At 66.8% G+C, this 16,783-nt stretch carries 14 protein-coding genes; 7 read left to right on the top strand and 7 right to left on the bottom strand.

Features of this window, described 5'->3' with window-relative positions:
• Positions 1-22: 22 nt before the first annotated feature.
• Both KXD98_RS12600 and KXD98_RS12595 read left to right on the top strand, forming a co-directional pair.
• Complete coding sequence (locus tag KXD98_RS12600; protein ID WP_260764697.1) at positions 23-727, top strand: NUDIX hydrolase; 705 nt, start codon at positions 23-25, stop codon at positions 725-727.
• A 42-nt stretch (positions 728-769) separates the two neighbouring features.
• Entirely contained in the window at positions 770-2,122 is a 1,353-nt protein-coding gene (locus tag KXD98_RS12595; RefSeq protein WP_260764694.1) for a lipase family protein, read from the top strand.
• Here KXD98_RS12595 and KXD98_RS12590 read toward each other — a convergent pair.
• The 3 genes from KXD98_RS12590 to bioB are packed head-to-tail and all read right to left on the bottom strand — an operon-like array spanning position 2,073 to position 3,933.
• Complete coding sequence (locus KXD98_RS12590) at positions 2,073-2,714, bottom strand: DUF2567 domain-containing protein (protein WP_260764691.1); 642 nt, start codon at positions 2,712-2,714, stop codon at positions 2,073-2,075. The two genes, KXD98_RS12595 and KXD98_RS12590, sit on opposite strands and share 50 nt — an antisense overlap.
• On the bottom strand, positions 2,711-2,938 hold the full coding sequence (locus KXD98_RS12585; RefSeq protein WP_260764690.1) for a hypothetical protein: 228 nt from the start codon (positions 2,936-2,938) through the stop codon (positions 2,711-2,713). Before KXD98_RS12585 ends, KXD98_RS12590 begins: the two co-directional genes overlap by 4 nt.
• Positions 2,938-3,933 (bottom strand): biotin synthase BioB, encoded by a 996-nt coding sequence (gene bioB / locus KXD98_RS12580; RefSeq protein WP_260764689.1) that lies wholly within the window; start codon positions 3,931-3,933, stop codon positions 2,938-2,940. Before bioB ends, KXD98_RS12585 begins: the two co-directional genes overlap by 1 nt.
• 101 nt (positions 3,934-4,034) lie before the next feature.
• Here bioB and KXD98_RS12575 point away from each other — a divergent pair, with 101 nt between their 5' ends.
• The gene (locus KXD98_RS12575; RefSeq protein ID WP_260764687.1) at positions 4,035-4,607 is read left to right on the top strand and encodes a TetR family transcriptional regulator; all 573 of its coding nucleotides are present in this window, start codon (positions 4,035-4,037) and stop codon (positions 4,605-4,607) included.
• Positions 4,608-4,610: 3 nt separating this feature from the next.
• Here the strand turns inward: KXD98_RS12575 and KXD98_RS12570 are convergent, their stop codons facing one another.
• From KXD98_RS12570 to KXD98_RS12555, 4 genes are all read right to left on the bottom strand, one after another.
• Positions 4,611-5,135 carry a 2'-5' RNA ligase family protein gene (locus KXD98_RS12570; protein WP_260764684.1) on the bottom strand — a complete coding sequence of 175 codons (525 nt, stop codon included), beginning with the start codon at positions 5,133-5,135 and terminating at the stop codon, positions 4,611-4,613.
• Positions 5,135-5,815, bottom strand: coding sequence for a dethiobiotin synthase (bioD, locus tag KXD98_RS12565; RefSeq protein WP_260764683.1), 681 nt, complete (start codon positions 5,813-5,815; stop codon positions 5,135-5,137). Before bioD ends, KXD98_RS12570 begins: the two co-directional genes overlap by 1 nt.
• Positions 5,812-6,954 (bottom strand): 8-amino-7-oxononanoate synthase, encoded by a 1,143-nt coding sequence (locus KXD98_RS12560; RefSeq protein WP_260764680.1) that lies wholly within the window; start codon positions 6,952-6,954, stop codon positions 5,812-5,814. Before KXD98_RS12560 ends, bioD begins: the two co-directional genes overlap by 4 nt.
• A gap of 105 nt (positions 6,955-7,059) precedes the next feature.
• The gene (locus KXD98_RS12555; RefSeq protein ID WP_260764678.1) at positions 7,060-8,361 is read right to left on the bottom strand and encodes an adenosylmethionine--8-amino-7-oxononanoate transaminase; all 1,302 of its coding nucleotides are present in this window, start codon (positions 8,359-8,361) and stop codon (positions 7,060-7,062) included.
• A 23-nt stretch (positions 8,362-8,384) separates the two neighbouring features.
• Here KXD98_RS12555 and KXD98_RS12550 point away from each other — a divergent pair, with 23 nt between their 5' ends.
• From KXD98_RS12550 to treZ, 4 genes are read left to right on the top strand one after another with little or no spacing between them, the layout of a single operon-like run.
• Positions 8,385-10,577: an acyltransferase family protein gene (locus tag KXD98_RS12550; RefSeq protein WP_396883004.1), complete on the top strand. Its 2,193-nt coding sequence runs from the start codon at positions 8,385-8,387 to the stop codon at positions 10,575-10,577.
• On the top strand, positions 10,577-12,727 hold the full coding sequence (gene glgX, locus KXD98_RS12545; RefSeq protein WP_260764677.1) for a glycogen debranching protein GlgX: 2,151 nt from the start codon (positions 10,577-10,579) through the stop codon (positions 12,725-12,727). Before KXD98_RS12550 ends, glgX begins: the two co-directional genes overlap by 1 nt.
• Position 12,728: 1 nt before the next feature.
• On the top strand, positions 12,729-15,032 hold the full coding sequence (gene treY / locus KXD98_RS12540) for a malto-oligosyltrehalose synthase (RefSeq protein ID WP_260764676.1): 2,304 nt from the start codon (positions 12,729-12,731) through the stop codon (positions 15,030-15,032).
• Entirely contained in the window at positions 15,025-16,782 is a 1,758-nt protein-coding gene (gene treZ, locus KXD98_RS12535) for a malto-oligosyltrehalose trehalohydrolase (protein WP_260764674.1), read from the top strand. Before treY ends, treZ begins: the two co-directional genes overlap by 8 nt.
• The last annotated feature ends 1 nt before the right edge of the window (position 16,783 follow it).

Raw genomic sequence — 16,783 nt, 5'->3', positions numbered from 1 at the left:
TTTTCGACTTACAATCGAAAACATGGTTCATAGTAGCACCGAGCATGAAGTGCTGGCAGCGGTGCTCCAGGTTCGCCCACTTCACGGGGCGGCCAGCTCCGATAAACCTGCACTTCACGTGCTGTTGTGGCAGCGCGCCCTGGCCCCCGAACGCGGGAAATGGTCGCTACCCGGTGGCCGGTTGGGCGCCGACGAGGACCTGACGAGCTCGGTGCGACGGCAGTTGGCCGAGAAGGTCGATCTTCGCGAACTGGCCCATCTCGAACAGCTCGCGGTGTTCTCCGATCCGCAACGGGTGCCTGGACCCCGCACCATCGCGTCGACCTTCCTGGGGCTGGTCCCCTCTCCCGCCACCCCCGAACTGCCGCCCGACACCCGCTGGCACCCGGTCGATGAACTTCCCGCGATGGCTTTCGACCACGCGCCGATGGTGCAACACGCTCATCACCGGCTGGTCGCCAAACTGTCCTACACGAATATCGGATTCGCCCTTGCCCCTTCGGAGTTCGTGCTCTCGACGCTTCGTGACATCTACGGCGCGGCGCTGGGTTATCAGGTTGACGCGACCAATCTGCAGCGTGTACTGGAACGTCGCCGAGTGATCACCCGCACCGGCACCACTGCCCGATCCGGGCGCAGCGGCGGCCGTCCGGCCGCCGTGTACCGCTTCACCGAATCTCGCTATCGGGTCACTGACGAGTTCGCTGCTTTGCGCCCACCCGGGTGAGTCGACTGGATTCTTAACGCCTTCTTAAGTAAGAATGCCTGGATGGACTTGGGCAGCGTGGCACGGTCGACCGGCGCGGAGTGGATCGGTCAGCCGCCCCATGAGCCGCTGCGCAGCAATACGCGTCCGGTGATCCCCGACGATGACCCGTTCTATCAGCCGCCCGCCGGTTTCGAACACGCCCGGCCGGGCACGGTGTTGCGATCTCGCGATGTCGAACTGGCCTTCCTCGGGTTCATACCGCAGCAGCTGGTCGCCACGCAGCTGCTCTACCGCACCACCGATCTCAACGGTCGCCCACAGGCGACCGTCACCACGGTCATCGCCCCGGCCGAGCGAACCGACAGCAGGCCGCTACCGATCGTGTCCTATCAGTGCGCCATCGACGCGGTCGCGAGCCGTTGCTTTCCGTCGTACGCCCTGCGCCGCGGCGCCAAGGCCATCGGCGCGGTGGCACAGTTCGAGTTCCTGCTGGTCGCTGCCGCGCTTGCAGAGGGCTGGGCGGTGTCGGTACCCGACCACGAAGGCTCGGCCGGCATGTGGGGCGCACCGCTGGAGCCCGGCTACCACGTCCTCGACGGAGTCCGCGCAGCGATCAACCATGACTCCTTCGGGTTGACGGCACAGTCGCCGGTCGGTCTGTGGGGGTACTCGGGCGGCGGGCTGGCGTCGGCCTGGGCCGCGGAGGTGCAGGGCACATATGCACCCGAGCTCAACATGGTCGGCGCCGTGCTGGGTTCGCCGGTCGGCGATCTGGGGCACGCCTTCAAACGCCTCAACGGGAGCATCTACTCGGGCCTTCCGGCACTGGTGGTGGCCGCGTTGACCCATGTCTACCCGGATTTGCAGCGCATCATCGACAAGCACGCCACGGTCGAGGGCAAAGCGATGCTCGCCCGGATCGAGCGAATGACCACGGCCCACGCACTGCTGTGGTTCGTCGGCAAGGATATGGCGACGCTGGTCGATCGACCGCTGGAAGAGCTTCTGCTGACCCCTGAGGTGCAGAAGGTTTTCGACGACATCAAGCTCGGGACGTCCGCCCCCAAGACCCCCGTGCTGATCGTGCAGGCGGTGCACGATCGCATCGTGTCGGTCGACGACATCGACGAGTTGACCGAGACGTACACCCGCGGTGGGGCCAGCGTGACCTACCACCGCGACATGTTCAGCGAGCATCTGCTGCTGCACCCGATGTCGGCCCCGATGACGTTGCGCTGGCTGCGGGACCGCTTCGCCGGCCGGCCGCTGGGCGCGCACATCGCCCGGACCAAATGGCCGACACTGCTCAATCCGTCGACCTACCGTGGCATGTTGACGCTGACCAAGATCACCGCGAAGGTCGTCACCGGGCGGCGGGTGGAACGTCAGCCGCTGTCCCGATTCGATCGGTGAACACGACCGGATCGTCGACCGGCGGCCATGCGCCGAGGTCGTCTCTCGGCGTAGACACCGCGGCCAGGACGTAGACGATCGCGATCACCGCAGCCGGGAGAAGCAGGGTCAGCGCGATCTGTAGAGGCGTGTGGCCGAAGAACACGGCAGGCGCCTCGGTGACGTAATGCACCCGGCGATCCTCGGAGACCGGCGCAGTTGCGACGTCGACACTTCCATAGCGCCACCGAGCCACCAGCGCACCGACCCCTGCGGCGGCGCCCGCAGCACCAATCGCCCCGATGCTCAGCACGGCCGTCATCGCCGGCCCGCGGTGGGCCCGCCACTGCCACGCCAGGACGGCGGCCACTACCGCCAGCACGCACAGCATCCCGTGGAACAGTGCCGCCGCAGTGAACCAGTGGTCAGCCTCGCTGCCCAGGGCGATCTTGACGCGGTCCCCACCGCGGGTCAGCGCCACGACACCGTGTATGGGCGGGGCCAGCAGCGCCCACACCAGCCCCACAACAGCCCCGGAAGCGACCAGCCCTGCGGCCACTCGCAGCCGTGCACGGGTTGGCGACACCGTCGACGGGGTCGTGGCGCCGGTCATCGGTAGAGATCCAGGTCATGGGAGTCGACCAACCCGTGGCGCGAGCACTTCGCCCACCAGCCGTCGGGGCGCACCTGCACGATCATCCGGCGACCACACGCGGCACAGAATCGCGGCGGTTCCAGGCCGAGCTGGGCAGCGGTGGGAACAGAACTGCCGGCAGGACCGCCGGTGTAGACGTTGTAGGCTCCCGCGCCCACCGGCGCCGGAAGGTCCGCGACCATCACAGGCTTGCGTTGAGCGCCTTGATCGGCATCTGCAGGTTGTCAAGCAACTCCAGATCGGCCTCGGCGGGGCGCCCCAGCGTGGTGAGGTAATTTCCGACGATGACCGCGTTGATGCCGCCGAGAATGCCCTTCTTGGCACCCAGGTCACCCAGGGTGATCTCGCGACCGCCGGCAAAACGCAGCATGGTGCGCGGCAGCGCCAGGCGGAAGGCTGCGACCGCTTTGAGCGCCTCGCCGGCCGGCAGCACCTCCAGGTCGCCGAACGGAGTACCGGGACGTGGATTGAGGAAGTTCAGCGGGACCTCGTGCGGGTCGAGCTCGGCCAGGTTGGCAGCGAACTCGGCGCGCTGTTCGAGCGTCTCGCCCATGCCGAGGATCCCGCCGCAGCACACCTCCATGCCGACCTCCCGGACCATCTGCAGTGTCCCCCAACGCTCTTCCCAGGAATGCGTGGTCACGACATTGGTGAAGAACGACCGGGCTGTCTCCAGATTGTGGTTGTAGCGGTGCACGCCCATCCCCGCCAACTGGTCGACCTGTTCTTGGGTGAGCATTCCCAACGAGCAGGCGATCTGGATGTCGACCTCGTTGCGGATCGCCTCGATGCCTGCAGCTACCTGGGCGAGCAGACGCTCATCGGGACCGCGCACCGCGGCAACGATGCAGAACTCGGTGGCACCGGTTTTGGCCGTCTGCTTGGCGGCTTCGACCAGGCTCGGGATATCCAGCCATGCGCTGCGCACCGGTGAGGCGAAAAGGCCTGACTGGGAACAGAAATGGCAGTCCTCGGGGCAGCCGCCGGTCTTGAGGCTGATGATGCCCTCAACCTCGACGTCGGGACCGCACCAGCGCATCCGGACATCGTGGGCCAGCGCGAGCAGGTCGTCGAGCCGATCGTCGGGCAACTGCAGCACCTGCAGGGTCTGATCCTGGTTCAGTCCCTCGCCACGCTCGAGCACCTGCTCGCGGGCCACTGCCAGAATGTCGCTCACCAAAAGCCTTCCGTCTGCCAATCGAACATCTCGGCGGGGCCGAGCACTTGAACACCTCGGCGAGCCGAGCACTTGAACACCGTTCAGGTTAGGGTATCGGTGTGCAGCTCCACAAACGCGACGTGGTCGAGGCGGCGGCCTCGCTGCTGGACGCCTACGGGATCGCTGACCTGACCATGCGACGCCTCGCGCGTGAGCTTGCGGTGTCCCCTGGCGCGTTGTATTGGCACTTCGCCAACAAGCAGCAGCTGCTCGGCGCCGTCGCCGACCACATACTGCCGGCGTTCGACAACGTCACCGGCAACTGGCAACAGCGCGTCGGTGTCATCTGCCATCGGCTGCGCAACGCGTTGCTCTCGCACACCGATGGCGCGGAGTTGGTATCGGCCAGCTTCGCCGCCGGCCAATCGGTGACGATGGGTGACCTGCTGACCCTGCTGGACCGCGCGGCAGGCGAGGCCGGCGTATCGCCTGCCCACACCGAATTGGCCGCCCGGACGGTGGTGTACTACGTCCTCGGGTTCACCGCTGACGAACAGTCGCGGATGCAATGGGACGCAGCGGGTGCGGAGGTGGCACAGACCGTGTGGGCCGAAGACCCGACGGCACGCTTCGGCTTCGGCCTGCAATTGTTGGTGGACGGAATCGCCGTGCACAGCCGGGTGCGAACCTGACGATCAGCCGATCCGGTGCTCGACTTTGGCGTTGCCATCCCAGTGACGCAGCGCGACCGCGGCGCCAGGGATGTTGCGACCGACCCCGCCCAAGCCGGCGGCCGTGCCCAGCAGATCGACCGGCAGCCGACGGGCCAGGGTGACGTGCGGCGTCCAGTGTCCCGGCTCAGTGTGCGGCATCGGATCTGTGTTTCTGTGCGGCGTTGTCGCCCGGTGAACGTCGGCGTGCAGCGCGAGCAACTCGGCCGACGGCACCAACAGTCGTACCAGCGTGACCGCCGCCCCGGAGCCGAAGAACATCGGCGCGCCGATCACGCACGGCATGGGTAGTCGGGTCAGCAGGGGCCGTAGCGCGTCGTCGACGGCGCCGTCGAGGTGATCGGCCACGGTCAGTGTCACGTGCGGCCGATTGCTCGGTGATTCGTGCGCGGCCAGGCTGCGAATCCCGGCTTCGGTGAGGTCGTCCCAGATCCGGCGAACCGCCGCGTCGGTGGCGGCATCGAAGAGCAGTTCGACGGAATGGACCATCAGCCGATCAGTGCCCGCAGCCAGGCCGTGTCGAACGCGGCCGCACTGACCGATGCAAAGCGCTCAGCGGCCATCCCGCCGGCGCCGGAGGGCAGCACCGCGCGCAGTGGAGCCATGCGGGCCAGCGCCTCGCGATTGTCGAGTTCAGCGATCCCCGGGGTCGCCGGCCAGGAGCCGATCACCAGGCCCGCGCAGGCGAGCCCCGCCGATCGCAGCGCCTCGAGGGTCAACGCAGTGTGGTTCAGAGTGCCCAGGCCGGCGGCGACGACCACGAGCACCGGCGCCGCCAGGTCCACGGCGATGTCGCGCAGGGTGACCTCCCCGGCGCCGATCTCGACGAGGAGGCCGCCGGCGCCTTCCACCAAGGTCAGTCGGTCGGGTCCGTCCACGGCGCCAGCGAGCGCAACGAGTTCGCCGCGAGTCGGAAGCGGTTGCCCAGCCCGCCCAGCCGCGGCCACCGGAGCCAGCGGCTCCGGAAATCGGGCCAGGCCGTGGAGTTCACCGACACCGGAAAGCCGCCCCGCTTCGGCGAGGTCGTCGTCTCCGTCGGCGGTGCCGGTCTGCACGGGTTTGCATACCGCGACATCGATGCCGGCCAGCTTGGCGTGGCAGGCCAGCGCGGCGGTCACGACGGTCTTCCCGACGCCGGTGTCGGTTCCGGTGACGACGAGCACGCTCACGAGGGCGCGAGCACCTCGGTGAACGCCTGATCCGCCAGCGCCATATCGTCATCGGTGAGCGATGCGCGCGCCGTGAGCCGAAGGCGGGACGTGCCGGCCGGCACCGTGGGTGGGCGGAAACACCCGACGCGCACACCGCGATTCAGAAGAGCCGCGGCGGCGGCGACAGCGACCTCGGGGTCGCCGAGGATCACCGACACCACCGCAGACGCTGGAATCTCGTCAACTCCGCACATGGCTGCCAACTCGGCTGCGCGGTCGAGCACGCGCTGCGCCCGCCACGGCTCGGACTCAAGCAGCGCCAGCGCTGCCTGCGCGGCGCCGACGGCAGCGGGCGCCAGCCCGGTATCGAAGATGAAGGGCCGTGCCGCATCGATCAGGTGCTCGCGCACCGCGACCGGCCCGAGGACCACCCCACCCTGACTGCCCAGCGCCTTGGACAGCGTGGTCGTCATCACGACGTCGTGCGCGCCGGCCAGACCGACCTCGTGGAGCAGGCCTCGGCCGCCGTCACCTCGGACACCCAGGCCGTGGGCTTCGTCGACCAGCAGTAGCGCCGAGTGTCGGCGGCACACGTCGTGCAGTGCGCGAATCGGTGCCAGCGTGCCGTCGGCCGAGAAAACCGAGTCGGTGACCACCACGGCGCGGTCCTCGTCCCGCGAGGCAAGCGCGGCCTCGACAGCCGTGATGTCGCCGTGCGGGGTGACGGTGACCCGGGCGCGCGACAGCCGGCAGGCGTCGACCAGTGAGGCATGGCTCAGCGCGTCAGACACGAGCAACGACCCAGGGCCTGACAGCGCAACCACGGCGCCGAGGTTGGCGGTGTAGCCCGAGGAGAACACCAGCCCGGATTCTGCGCCGACGAAGTCAGCCAACGACTGCTCGAAGGCCTCGTGCAACTCGGTGTTGCCGGTGACCAACCGCGAACCGGTCGACCCGGCACCCCAGGTGCGCAGCGCGCTGACGCCGCCCTCGATGACGCCGGGATGCTGGGACAACCCGAGGTAGTCGTTGGAGGCCAGGTCGACCTCGGCGCCAACTGGTGGCCGTGCGCGCAGGCTACGACGCAGCCCGTCTGCACGCCGCCGGGTCGCCACGTCGGCGAGCCAGGCCAGCGGGGAGGTTCCAACGCGGGTCATGCGTGTTCCTTCTGAGGTCGACGCTCGGCACCCGGCGAGCCGGGCATTGAACACCCCGGCGAGCGGGGCATTGAACACCCCGGCGAGCCGGGCATTGAACACCGTTCAGGTTAGAGCACGAGCGACCGCGATCATCGCCGAGGTGATCTGACCCACCTCGTCGGGAGTGCAGATATAGGGCGGCATCACATAGATCAGGTTGCGGAACGGGCGCAACCACACACCGTGGTCCACCGCCACCGGTGTCGCGACACGCAGATCGACCGGTTGATCGGTTTCGATGACCCCGATCGCCCCGAGTACCCGCACGTCGACGACGTTGGATAGCGCTCGCGCCGACTCCAGGCCGTCGCGCAGTCCGGTCTCGATGGCGCTGACCTGGCCTTGCCAGTTGCCGGACAGCAGCAACTCCACCGAGGCCACCGACACCGCACAGGCCAGCGCATTGGCCATGAACGTCGGGCCGTGCATCAACGCACCCGGCTCGTTGTCGCTGATGGTGCCAGCCACATCGCGGGTGCACAAAGTCGCGGCGAGGGTGAGATATCCGCCGGTCAGAGCCTTGCCGACGCACATGATGTCGGGGCAGACACCGGCGTGGTCGGCAGCGAACAGCGCACCGGTGCGGCCGAAGCCGGTGGCGATCTCGTCGAAGATCAACAGCACATCGTGCTCATCGCAGATGCGCCGAAGGTCGGTCAGGTAGCGGGGATCATGAAAGCGCATGCCGCCGGCCCCTTGAACGACGGGCTCGACGATGACCGCAGCGAGTTCGTCGGCGTGCTCGGCGACCTGCTGGGCGAATGCCGCGCTGTATTCAGGTTCGTATCCGGTGGGGACAGCCGGCGCGAAAATCTGTTCGGCCAGCAGGGAGTGCGCTCCGCGCCACAGCTGGTGCATTCCGCCCTGCGGATCGCACACGCTCATCGGTGTGAAGGTGTCGCCGTGGTAGCCACCGCGCCAGGTCAGCAATCGGCTTTTGGCGGTATGGCCACGACTACGCCAGTACTGCAGCGCCATCTTGACGGCGACCTCCACCGACACCGATCCCGAGTCACTGAAGAAGACCGTCTCCAACCCCGCCGGCGTGATGTCAACCAGGATCTGCGCCAGACGCGCTGCGGGTTCGTGGGTCAGGCCACCGAACATCACGTGATTCATGAGGCCCAATTGGCGGGTGATGGCCTCGTCGAGGACCGGGTGACCATGACCGTGGACGGCGGTCCACCAGGACGCCATCGCATCGAGAACCTCAACCTCTCGGCCCTGGTAGGACAGGGTCAACCGGGCACCGTGGGCACCCAGCGCAACCAGCGGTTGGAGCGCCCCGGCTCCGATCGGACTGTAGGGATGCCAGATGTGTGCGGCATCGATGGCGCTGATCTCGATGGGCGTCAACGCACTCACCTTCGGTAGATTATCCCCCGATCATGAAGACCCTCGCCTCCGCCCGGACGGTGTCCCCCACCGCGTCGGGCTCAGTCCGGAATGCCGCGAATCCGCCGGCTCCCGGCATGGGCACGCGCACTTCCGGGTTCTACCGCCACGATCTGGACGGCCTACGCGGCGTGGCGATATTGCTCGTCGCGGTGTTCCACATCTGGTTCGGCCGGGTATCGGGTGGCGTCGACGTCTTCCTGGTGCTGTCCGGATTCTTCTTCGGTGGCCGGCTGCTGCGTGGTGCGTTGGCCCCGGGTGCGGCGCTTCGGCCGGTTCCGGAAGTGACCCGACTGATCAGGCGACTGCTCCCTGCCCTGGTCGTGGTGCTGGCCGCATCGGCTGTGCTGACCATCCTGATTCAGCCCGAGACTCGCTGGGAGACGTTTGCCGACCAGAGCCTGGCCAGTTTGGGCTACTACCAGAACTGGGAGCTCGCGCGCACCGCGTCGGACTACCTGCGCGCCGGCGAGTCCGTCAGCCCGCTGCAGCACATCTGGTCGATGTCGGTGCAGGGCCAGTTCTACATCACCTTCCTTGCACTGATCCTGCTGTCGGCGTTCGCCTTTCGGCGTCCGCTCGGCAAATTTCTGCGGGTCGCCTTCGTTGTTCTGCTGACCGCGCTGACCGTCGCATCGTTCATCTACGCCATCCACGCGCACAACACCGATCAGGCCACGGCCTACTACGACAGCTTCGCCCGCGCGTGGGAACTGCTGCTCGGCGCCCTGGTGGGCGCGCTGGTGCCCTATGTGCGCTGCCCGATGTGGCTGCGCACCGTGCTCGCTGTGGTCGCCCTCGGCGCGATCCTGTCCACCGGCGCGCTGATCGACGGGGTCCATGAATTCCCGGGCCCGTGGGCACTGGTCCCGGTGGGTGCCACGTTGCTGTTCATCCTGTCGGCCGCCAACCGGCACGCCGATCCCTACACCGCCGGACGGATCCCTGCGCCGAACAGGTTGCTGGCCACCAAACCGTTCATGACGTTGGGCGCCATCGCCTATTCGCTCTACCTGTGGCACTGGCCGCTGCTGATTTTCTACTTGGTCCACACCGGCAACTCCCAGGTGAACTTCGTCGAAGGCGCCGCGATCCTGGCGGTGTCGGTGGTGCTGGCCTGGCTGACCACCCGCTACGTCGAGGAGCCACTGCGTGCGCGCAAGTCGGCGTCGACGGTCAAGGTCACCTCGGTACCGCTGCGGGTACGGTTGCGCCGCCCGACGATCGTGCTGGGCTCGATCGTCGCGTTGCTCGGAGTAGCGCTGACCGCGACGTCGTTCACCTGGCGTGAGCACGTGATGGTGCTGCGCGAAAACGGCAAAGAGCTCTCCGGACTGTCGGCACGCGACTACCCCGGGGCACGGGCTTTGGTGGAAAAGGCCAGGGTGCCCGATCTGCCGATGCGCCCGACTGTCCTGGAAGCCAAGGACGACATCCCGCAGACCACCGTCGACGGCTGCATCAGCGACTTCGACAATGTTGAGGTCATCAACTGCACCTATGGCGAGCGCACCGCGACCCGCACCATCGCGCTGGCCGGTGGATCGCATGCCGAGCACTGGATCACCGCGCTGGATCTTCTGGGACGACTGCACCACTTCAAGGTCGTGACCTATCTGAAGATGGGTTGCCCGCTGACGACCCAGGAGCTACCGCGGGTGATGGGAAACAACAACCCGTACCCCAAGTGCCGCGAATGGAACGATCGGGTGCTACCCCAGATCGTCGCCGATCAGCCCGACTATCTGTTCACCACCTCGACGCGCCCCTGGAACATCAAACCCGGCGATGTGATGCCGGCGAACTACCTGGGCATCTGGGAGACCTTGAACGACAACGGCATCCCGATCCTGGCCATGCGGGACACGCCGTGGATGACCCGCGACGGCGAGCCGTTCCTGCCGGTGGACTGCCTGGCCAGCGGCGGCGACGCCATCTCCTGCGGAATCGAGCGCTCCGAAGTACTCTCTGACCACAACCCGACACTGAACTACACCGCACGGTTTCCTCTGCTGATACCACTGGACATGAGCGACGCGGTGTGTCGTGCCGACTACTGCCGAGCCGTGGAGGGCAACGTGTTGCTCTACCACGACGCTCACCACATCTCGTCGACCTACATGCGCACCATGACCAATGAACTGGGACGCCAGATCGGGGAAGCCACTGGGTGGTGGACGGACTGATGTCCTCGCCGGAGCCGGCGTCCGTACCGATGGTGTGGCCCGGCAGTGCATATCCGCTGGGCGCCACCTACGACGGAGCCGGCACCAACTTCTCGCTGTTCTCCGAGATCGCCGAACGTGTCGAACTGTGCCTGATCGGCAAAGACGGCGGTGAGCGGCGCATCGAGCTCGAAGAAGTCGACGGCTACGTCTGGCACTGCTATCTGCCGACGGTGACGCCGGGCCAGCGCTACGGGTTTCGCGTCTACGGTCCGTGGGATCCGGCCACTGGGCACCGCTGCGATCCCAGCAAGCTGTTGCTCGACCCGTACGGAAAGGCGTTCGACGGCGACTTCAGGTTCAGCCAGGCGCTGTACTCCTACGACCTGGCAGCCGACGACCTGGCCAGCGGTGGCGTCCCCCCAGGTGTCGACTCGCTGGGCCACACCATGGTCAGCGTGGTCATCAACCCGTTCTTCCAATGGGGTTCGGACCGCGCGCCGCGTACGCCCTACCACCAGACCGTGATCTACGAAGCCCACGTCAAGGGCATGACGCAGTCCCACCCGGCCATCCCGGACGAGCTGCGCGGCACATACGCGGGGCTGGCGCACCCGGCGATCATCGAGCACCTCAAGTCGCTGCATGTCACCGCGATCGAGTTGATGCCGGTGCATCAGTTCATGCACGATCACCGGCTGCTGGATCTGGGGCTGCGCAACTATTGGGGATACAACACGTTCGGGTTCTTCGCGCCCCACAACGAGTACGCCGCCGCGCCCAACCCGGGTGGTGTCGTCGCGGAGTTCAAGGCCATGGTCCGCGCCTTTCACGAGGCCGGTATCGAGGTGATCCTCGACGTGGTCTACAACCACACCGCCGAAGGTAATCACCTCGGTCCGACAATCAATTTCCGGGGCATCGACAACGCCGCGTACTACCGGTTGCTCGACGGGGACCACCGCTATTACAAGGATTTCACCGGCACCGGCAACAGCCTCAACGCCCGCCATCCCCACACACTGCAGCTCATCATGGATTCGCTGCGCTACTGGGTACTCGACATGCACGTCGACGGGTTCCGGTTCGACCTGGCCTCGACGCTGGCCCGCGAGTTCTACGACGTCGACCGGCTGTCGGCGTTCTTCGACATCATCCAGCAGGACCCGGTGGTCAGCCAGGTCAAGCTGATCGCCGAGCCGTGGGACATCGGCGAGGGCGGCTACCAGGTCGGCAACTTCCCAGGTTTGTGGACCGAGTGGAACGGGAAGTATCGCGACACTGTGCGTGATTACTGGCGGGGCGAGCCCGCAACACTGGGCGAGTTCGCTTCCCGATTGACCGGGTCGTCGGACTTGTATGAGGCGACCGGCCGACGTCCGAGCGCCTCCATCAACTTCGTCACCTGCCACGACGGCTTCACTCTCAATGACCTGGTGTCCTACAACGAGAAGCACAACGAGGCCAACGGCGAGGACAACCGTGACGGCGAGAGCCACAACCGGTCGTGGAACTGCGGCGTCGAAGGACCGACCGAGGACCCCAAGATCAACGCATTGCGGCGGCAGCAGATGCGCAACATCATGGCCACGCTGATGTTCTCGCAAGGCACACCGATGATCTCGCACGGCGACGAGATCGGCCGCACCCAATTGGGTAACAACAACGTTTACTGTCAGGACTCGCCGCTGTCGTGGATGGACTGGTCGCTATGTGAGACCAATGCCGACCTGCTGGAGTTCACTCGCAAGGTGGTTCGCTTCCGCAAGACCCACCCAGTGTTTCGCCGCCGCCGGTTCTTCGAGGGCAAACCCATCCGCAGCGGGGACCAAATTCGTGACATCGCCTGGTTGACACGCTCAGGCAAGGAGATGGAACTCGAGGACTGGGGCTCCGGCCTCGACGAGTGCGTTGCCGTGTTTCTCAACGGCGAATCGATACCGGCTCCCGACGAGCGGGGAGAACGCGTCGTCGATGAGTCGTTCTTGCTGTGTTTCAACGCTTCTGACGAGATTCAGCACTTTGTGACGCCTGACGGCGATTATGCCCGACAGTGGGTCGGCGCGCTGGACACCGCCCACCCGGCTGGTGAGACCACCCTGGAAGTAGTTGCTGGACAACAGATCTCACTGCAGCCACGGTCGCTGCTCGTCCTGCGCAAGACGGCCTGACATGGCTGGTGTGCTGTCGACGTACCGGTTGCAGATGCGCGGGGCTGCCAGCGGTGAGGCGTTTACCTTCGCCGACGCCGAGAAGCTGGTCGACTACTTCGCCGAGCTGGGCGTATCGCACCTGTACCTATCCCCCATCCTCACTGCCGCAGCGGGCTCGGCCCACGGCTACGACGTCACCGATCCGACCACGGTGTCCGCCGAACTCGGCGGACCCGAGGGTCTGCAACAGCTGGCCGAGGCCGCGCGAAGCCGCAACCTCGGCCTGATCGTCGACATCGTGCCCAATCACGTCGGAGTGGACGCACCGCAGCAGAACCCGTGGTGGTGGGACCTGCTGACGCACGGGCGCGGATCGCAGTACGCGTCGTACTTCGACGTCGACTGGAACCTGGACCCTGACGGCCGCATCGTGTTGCCGGTGCTCGGCTCCGATGACGACGTCGATGCTCTTGTGGTCGACGGGGACGTGCTTCGGCTCGGCGACCTGGTCTACCCGATCGCCCCGGGTACCGCCGACGACGACGCCTCCGGTGCGCAGGTGCACGATCGTCAGCACTACCGGCTGGTCGGCTGGCGCAACGGTGTGTGCGGATACCGGCGATTCTTCTCGATCACGTCGCTGGCCGGCCTGCGCCAAGAGGACCGCACGGTCTTCGAGGCCACCCACGCCGAAGTCAGGCGCTGGTTCGCCGACAACTTGGTCGACGGTATCCGCGTCGACCACCCGGATGGGTTGTCCGACCCTGTGGGCTACCTGAGCTGGTTGCGGGAGACGATCGGCCCGGACGCGTGGCTGGTCATCGAGAAGATCCTGGCCGTCGACGAGAGTCTGGACACCTGCCTGCCGGTGCACGGCACCACCGGTTATGACGCATTGCGTGAGGCCGGCGGAGTGTTCGTCGACCCGACAGGCGCCGAAGCGCTGACCGCGCTGGTCGAATCGTCCGGTGTCGACTACTCCGCCATGCCCGAGGCGGCCCGCCGGCTGAAGGTGCAGGCGGTCACGGCGACACTGGCAAGCGAACTCGCCCGATTGTGCCGTGTCATCGTGGCGACGACCGGCCGCGATCATCCGCAGCTGGCCGACTCGGTGGCAGCGCTGTTGAGTCACGTCGGCGTCTACCGCTCGGACTATCCCGCCCTGTCATCGGTGCTGCCCGGCGCGCTGGCCGAGACCGCAGCCAGCGAACCCGGCCTCGCGGAGCCGCTGACGCTGCTGGCCGCCGCGCTGGCCGACAGCGCTGAGGTCGAGGTGCGGCTTCAGCAGCTGTGCGGCGCGGCAACGGCCAAGTCGATGGAAGACTGTCTGTTCTACCGGGATCCCCGGCTGGTCTCGCTCAACGAGGTCGGCGGTGAACCCGACAAGTTCGGCGTCAGCGCCGCGGAGTTCCATCGCCGGGCCGGCGTGCGTGCGGCTCTGTGGCCACAGGCGATGACCACGCTGAGCACCCACGACACCAAGCGCGGCGAGGATGTCCGCGCCCGCATCGGTGTGCTGTCACAGGTCCCTTCGCTATGGGCCGAGATGGTGCACGGGTGGGAGCGGGTCAACCCTTCCCCCGACGCCCAGACCGGTTTGTTTCTGTGGCAGAACATCTTCGGCGTGTGGCCCGCTGGCGGAACGGTGACCGAGGAGCTGCGTCTTCGGCTGCACTCTTACACCGAGAAGGCAATTCGCGAAGCGGCGTTGCACACCACCTGGAACGACCCCGACGAGGAGTTCGAGTCGGCGGTGCACAGCTGGCTGGACGCCGTCATCGACGGCCCGACCGCGACGGAGATGACCGCCCTGGTCGCTCGGCTCGACCAGCATGCCCGGTCAGATGCCTTGGGACAGAAATTGATTTCCCTGACCGCTCCCGGTATCCCCGACGTATACCAGGGCACCGAATTCTGGGAAGACAGCCTCGTCGATCCGGACAATCGGCGCCCGGTGAGCTACCTGGCCCGCCGGGACTCGCTGGCGCAGATGTCGCACCCGAAGCTGCGGGTGGTGCAGACCGCATTGCGGTTGCGCCGGGAACGCCCCGGCAGCTTCCTGACGGGAGGCCACCACCCCGTGATCGCCGACGGCGCCAGCGCCGAGCACGTGGTCGCGTTCCAGCGCGGGGACGACGTGTTGGTCGCGGTCAGTCGCTGGACGGTGCGCCTGGCCGAGAGCGGCTGGGGCGACACGGCCGTGACGCTGCCCGTGGGCACCTGGGCTGACCGCCTCACCGACAGGGAGTTCCGCGGAAGGATCTCCACAGACGAACTGTTCGCGGCGTTGCCGGTAGCTCTGCTGACGCGCGCCGATGGCTGATCATCAGTCCCCGGGCGGACTCGAGTTCACGGTCTGGGCGCCGCTTCCCGAGCAGGTGCGCCTCGACGTCGACGGTGTGCTGCACCCGATGCAGCGCGGTGACGACGGGTGGTGGCGCACCGTGGTGGCCGCCCGCCCCGACGCGCGCTACGGTTTCGTCCTGGACGACGACCCGAAGGTCCTGCCCGACCCTCGCTCGGCCCGTCAACCCGACGGCGTACACGAGCGCTCGCAGCTGTGGCGGCCCCGCGCCGATGCCTGGACCGATGACGATTGGCAGGGTCGTTCGATCGAAGGCTCCGTCATCTACGAACTTCACATCGGGACATTCACCCCGGCCGGAACCTTCGACGCGGCGATCGACAAGCTCGACCATCTCGTCGACCTCGGTGTCGATTTCGTCGAGGTGATGCCGGTCAACGCGTTCGGAGGTACCCACGGGTGGGGCTACGACGGTGTGCTTTGGTATGCCGTGCACGAGCCCTACGGTGGCCCCGACGGGTTGATCCGGTTCGTCGACGCCTGCCACGCCCACGGCTTGGGTGTGCTCATCGACGCGGTGTTCAACCATCTCGGGCCGTCGGGCAACTACCTGCCCAAGTTCGGGCCCTATCTGTCGACCGGCTCCAACCCCTGGGGCGAGTCGATCAACATCGCCGACGCGGGTGCCGACCAGGTCCGGCGTTACATCCTCGACTGCGCACTGCGCTGGATGCGCGAGTTCCACGCCGACGGCCTGCGCCTGGACGCGGTCCATGCACTCGTCGACACCACTGCCCACCACATCCTCGAAGAACTCTCGGCCGAGACCGATGATCTGGCCGGCGAGCTCGGCCGACCGCTGTCGTTGATCGCCGAGAGCGACATGAACGATCCACGGCTGATCACGCCGAGGGACCAGGGCGGCCTGGGCATGACCGCGCAGTGGGACGACGACATCCACCACGCCATCCACACCGCGGTGTCGGGTGAACGGCAGGGCTACTACGCCGATTTCGGCACGCTGCAGACTTTGGCGCAGACACTGCGCAACGGGTACTTCCACGCCGGCACGTACTCGTCGTTCCGAAAGCGCCGCCACGGACGCCCCCTGGACACCGCGACAATCCCGGCAACGCGGCTGCTGGCCTACACCCTCACCCACGACCAGGTCGGCAACCGGGCAATCGGCGACCGACCCTCGCAGAACCTGACCTCGGGACAGCTCGCCATCAAGGCTGCCCTGGCCCTGGGATCGCCGTACACAGCGATGCTGTTCATGGGTGAGGAATGGGCATCGAGCTCACCGTTTCAGTTCTTCAGCTCCCATCCTGAGCCCGATTTGGCGCGGGCTACCGCCGAAGGCCGCAAACGCGAGTTCGCCGACCACGGGTGGGATGCCGACGAGATTCCCGATCCCCAGGATCGGCAGACCTTCGAACGCTCGAAGCTGAAATGGGACGAGGTCACCGAAGGTGACCATACCCGGTTGCACGCGTTCTACCGGGACCTGATCAGGCTGCGCCACACCGAACCCGACATGGCCGACCCGTGGCTGGACCACTTGCGCATCGACTTCGACGAAACAGCGCGCTGGTTCGTCATGCACCGGGGACAGTTCGTCATCGCGTGCAACCTCGCAGAGGACGCCGCCGACGTTCCGGTGTTCGGCGAGGTGGTGCTGGCCTGGGGCGAACCGCGGGTGGGAGCGACAACGACTCGCCTGGGCGGTCATTCGGTCGCGGTGCTTCGCTCGACGAGGGTTCAGTAGC

Origin of the sequence: Mycobacterium sp. SMC-4 (assembly GCF_025263265.1) — a bacterium.
Taxonomy (GTDB): domain Bacteria; phylum Actinomycetota; class Actinomycetes; order Mycobacteriales; family Mycobacteriaceae; genus Mycobacterium.
The sequence above is the reverse complement of the archived record's forward strand: the minus strand, read 5'-3'. Positions and strand labels throughout refer to the sequence as shown.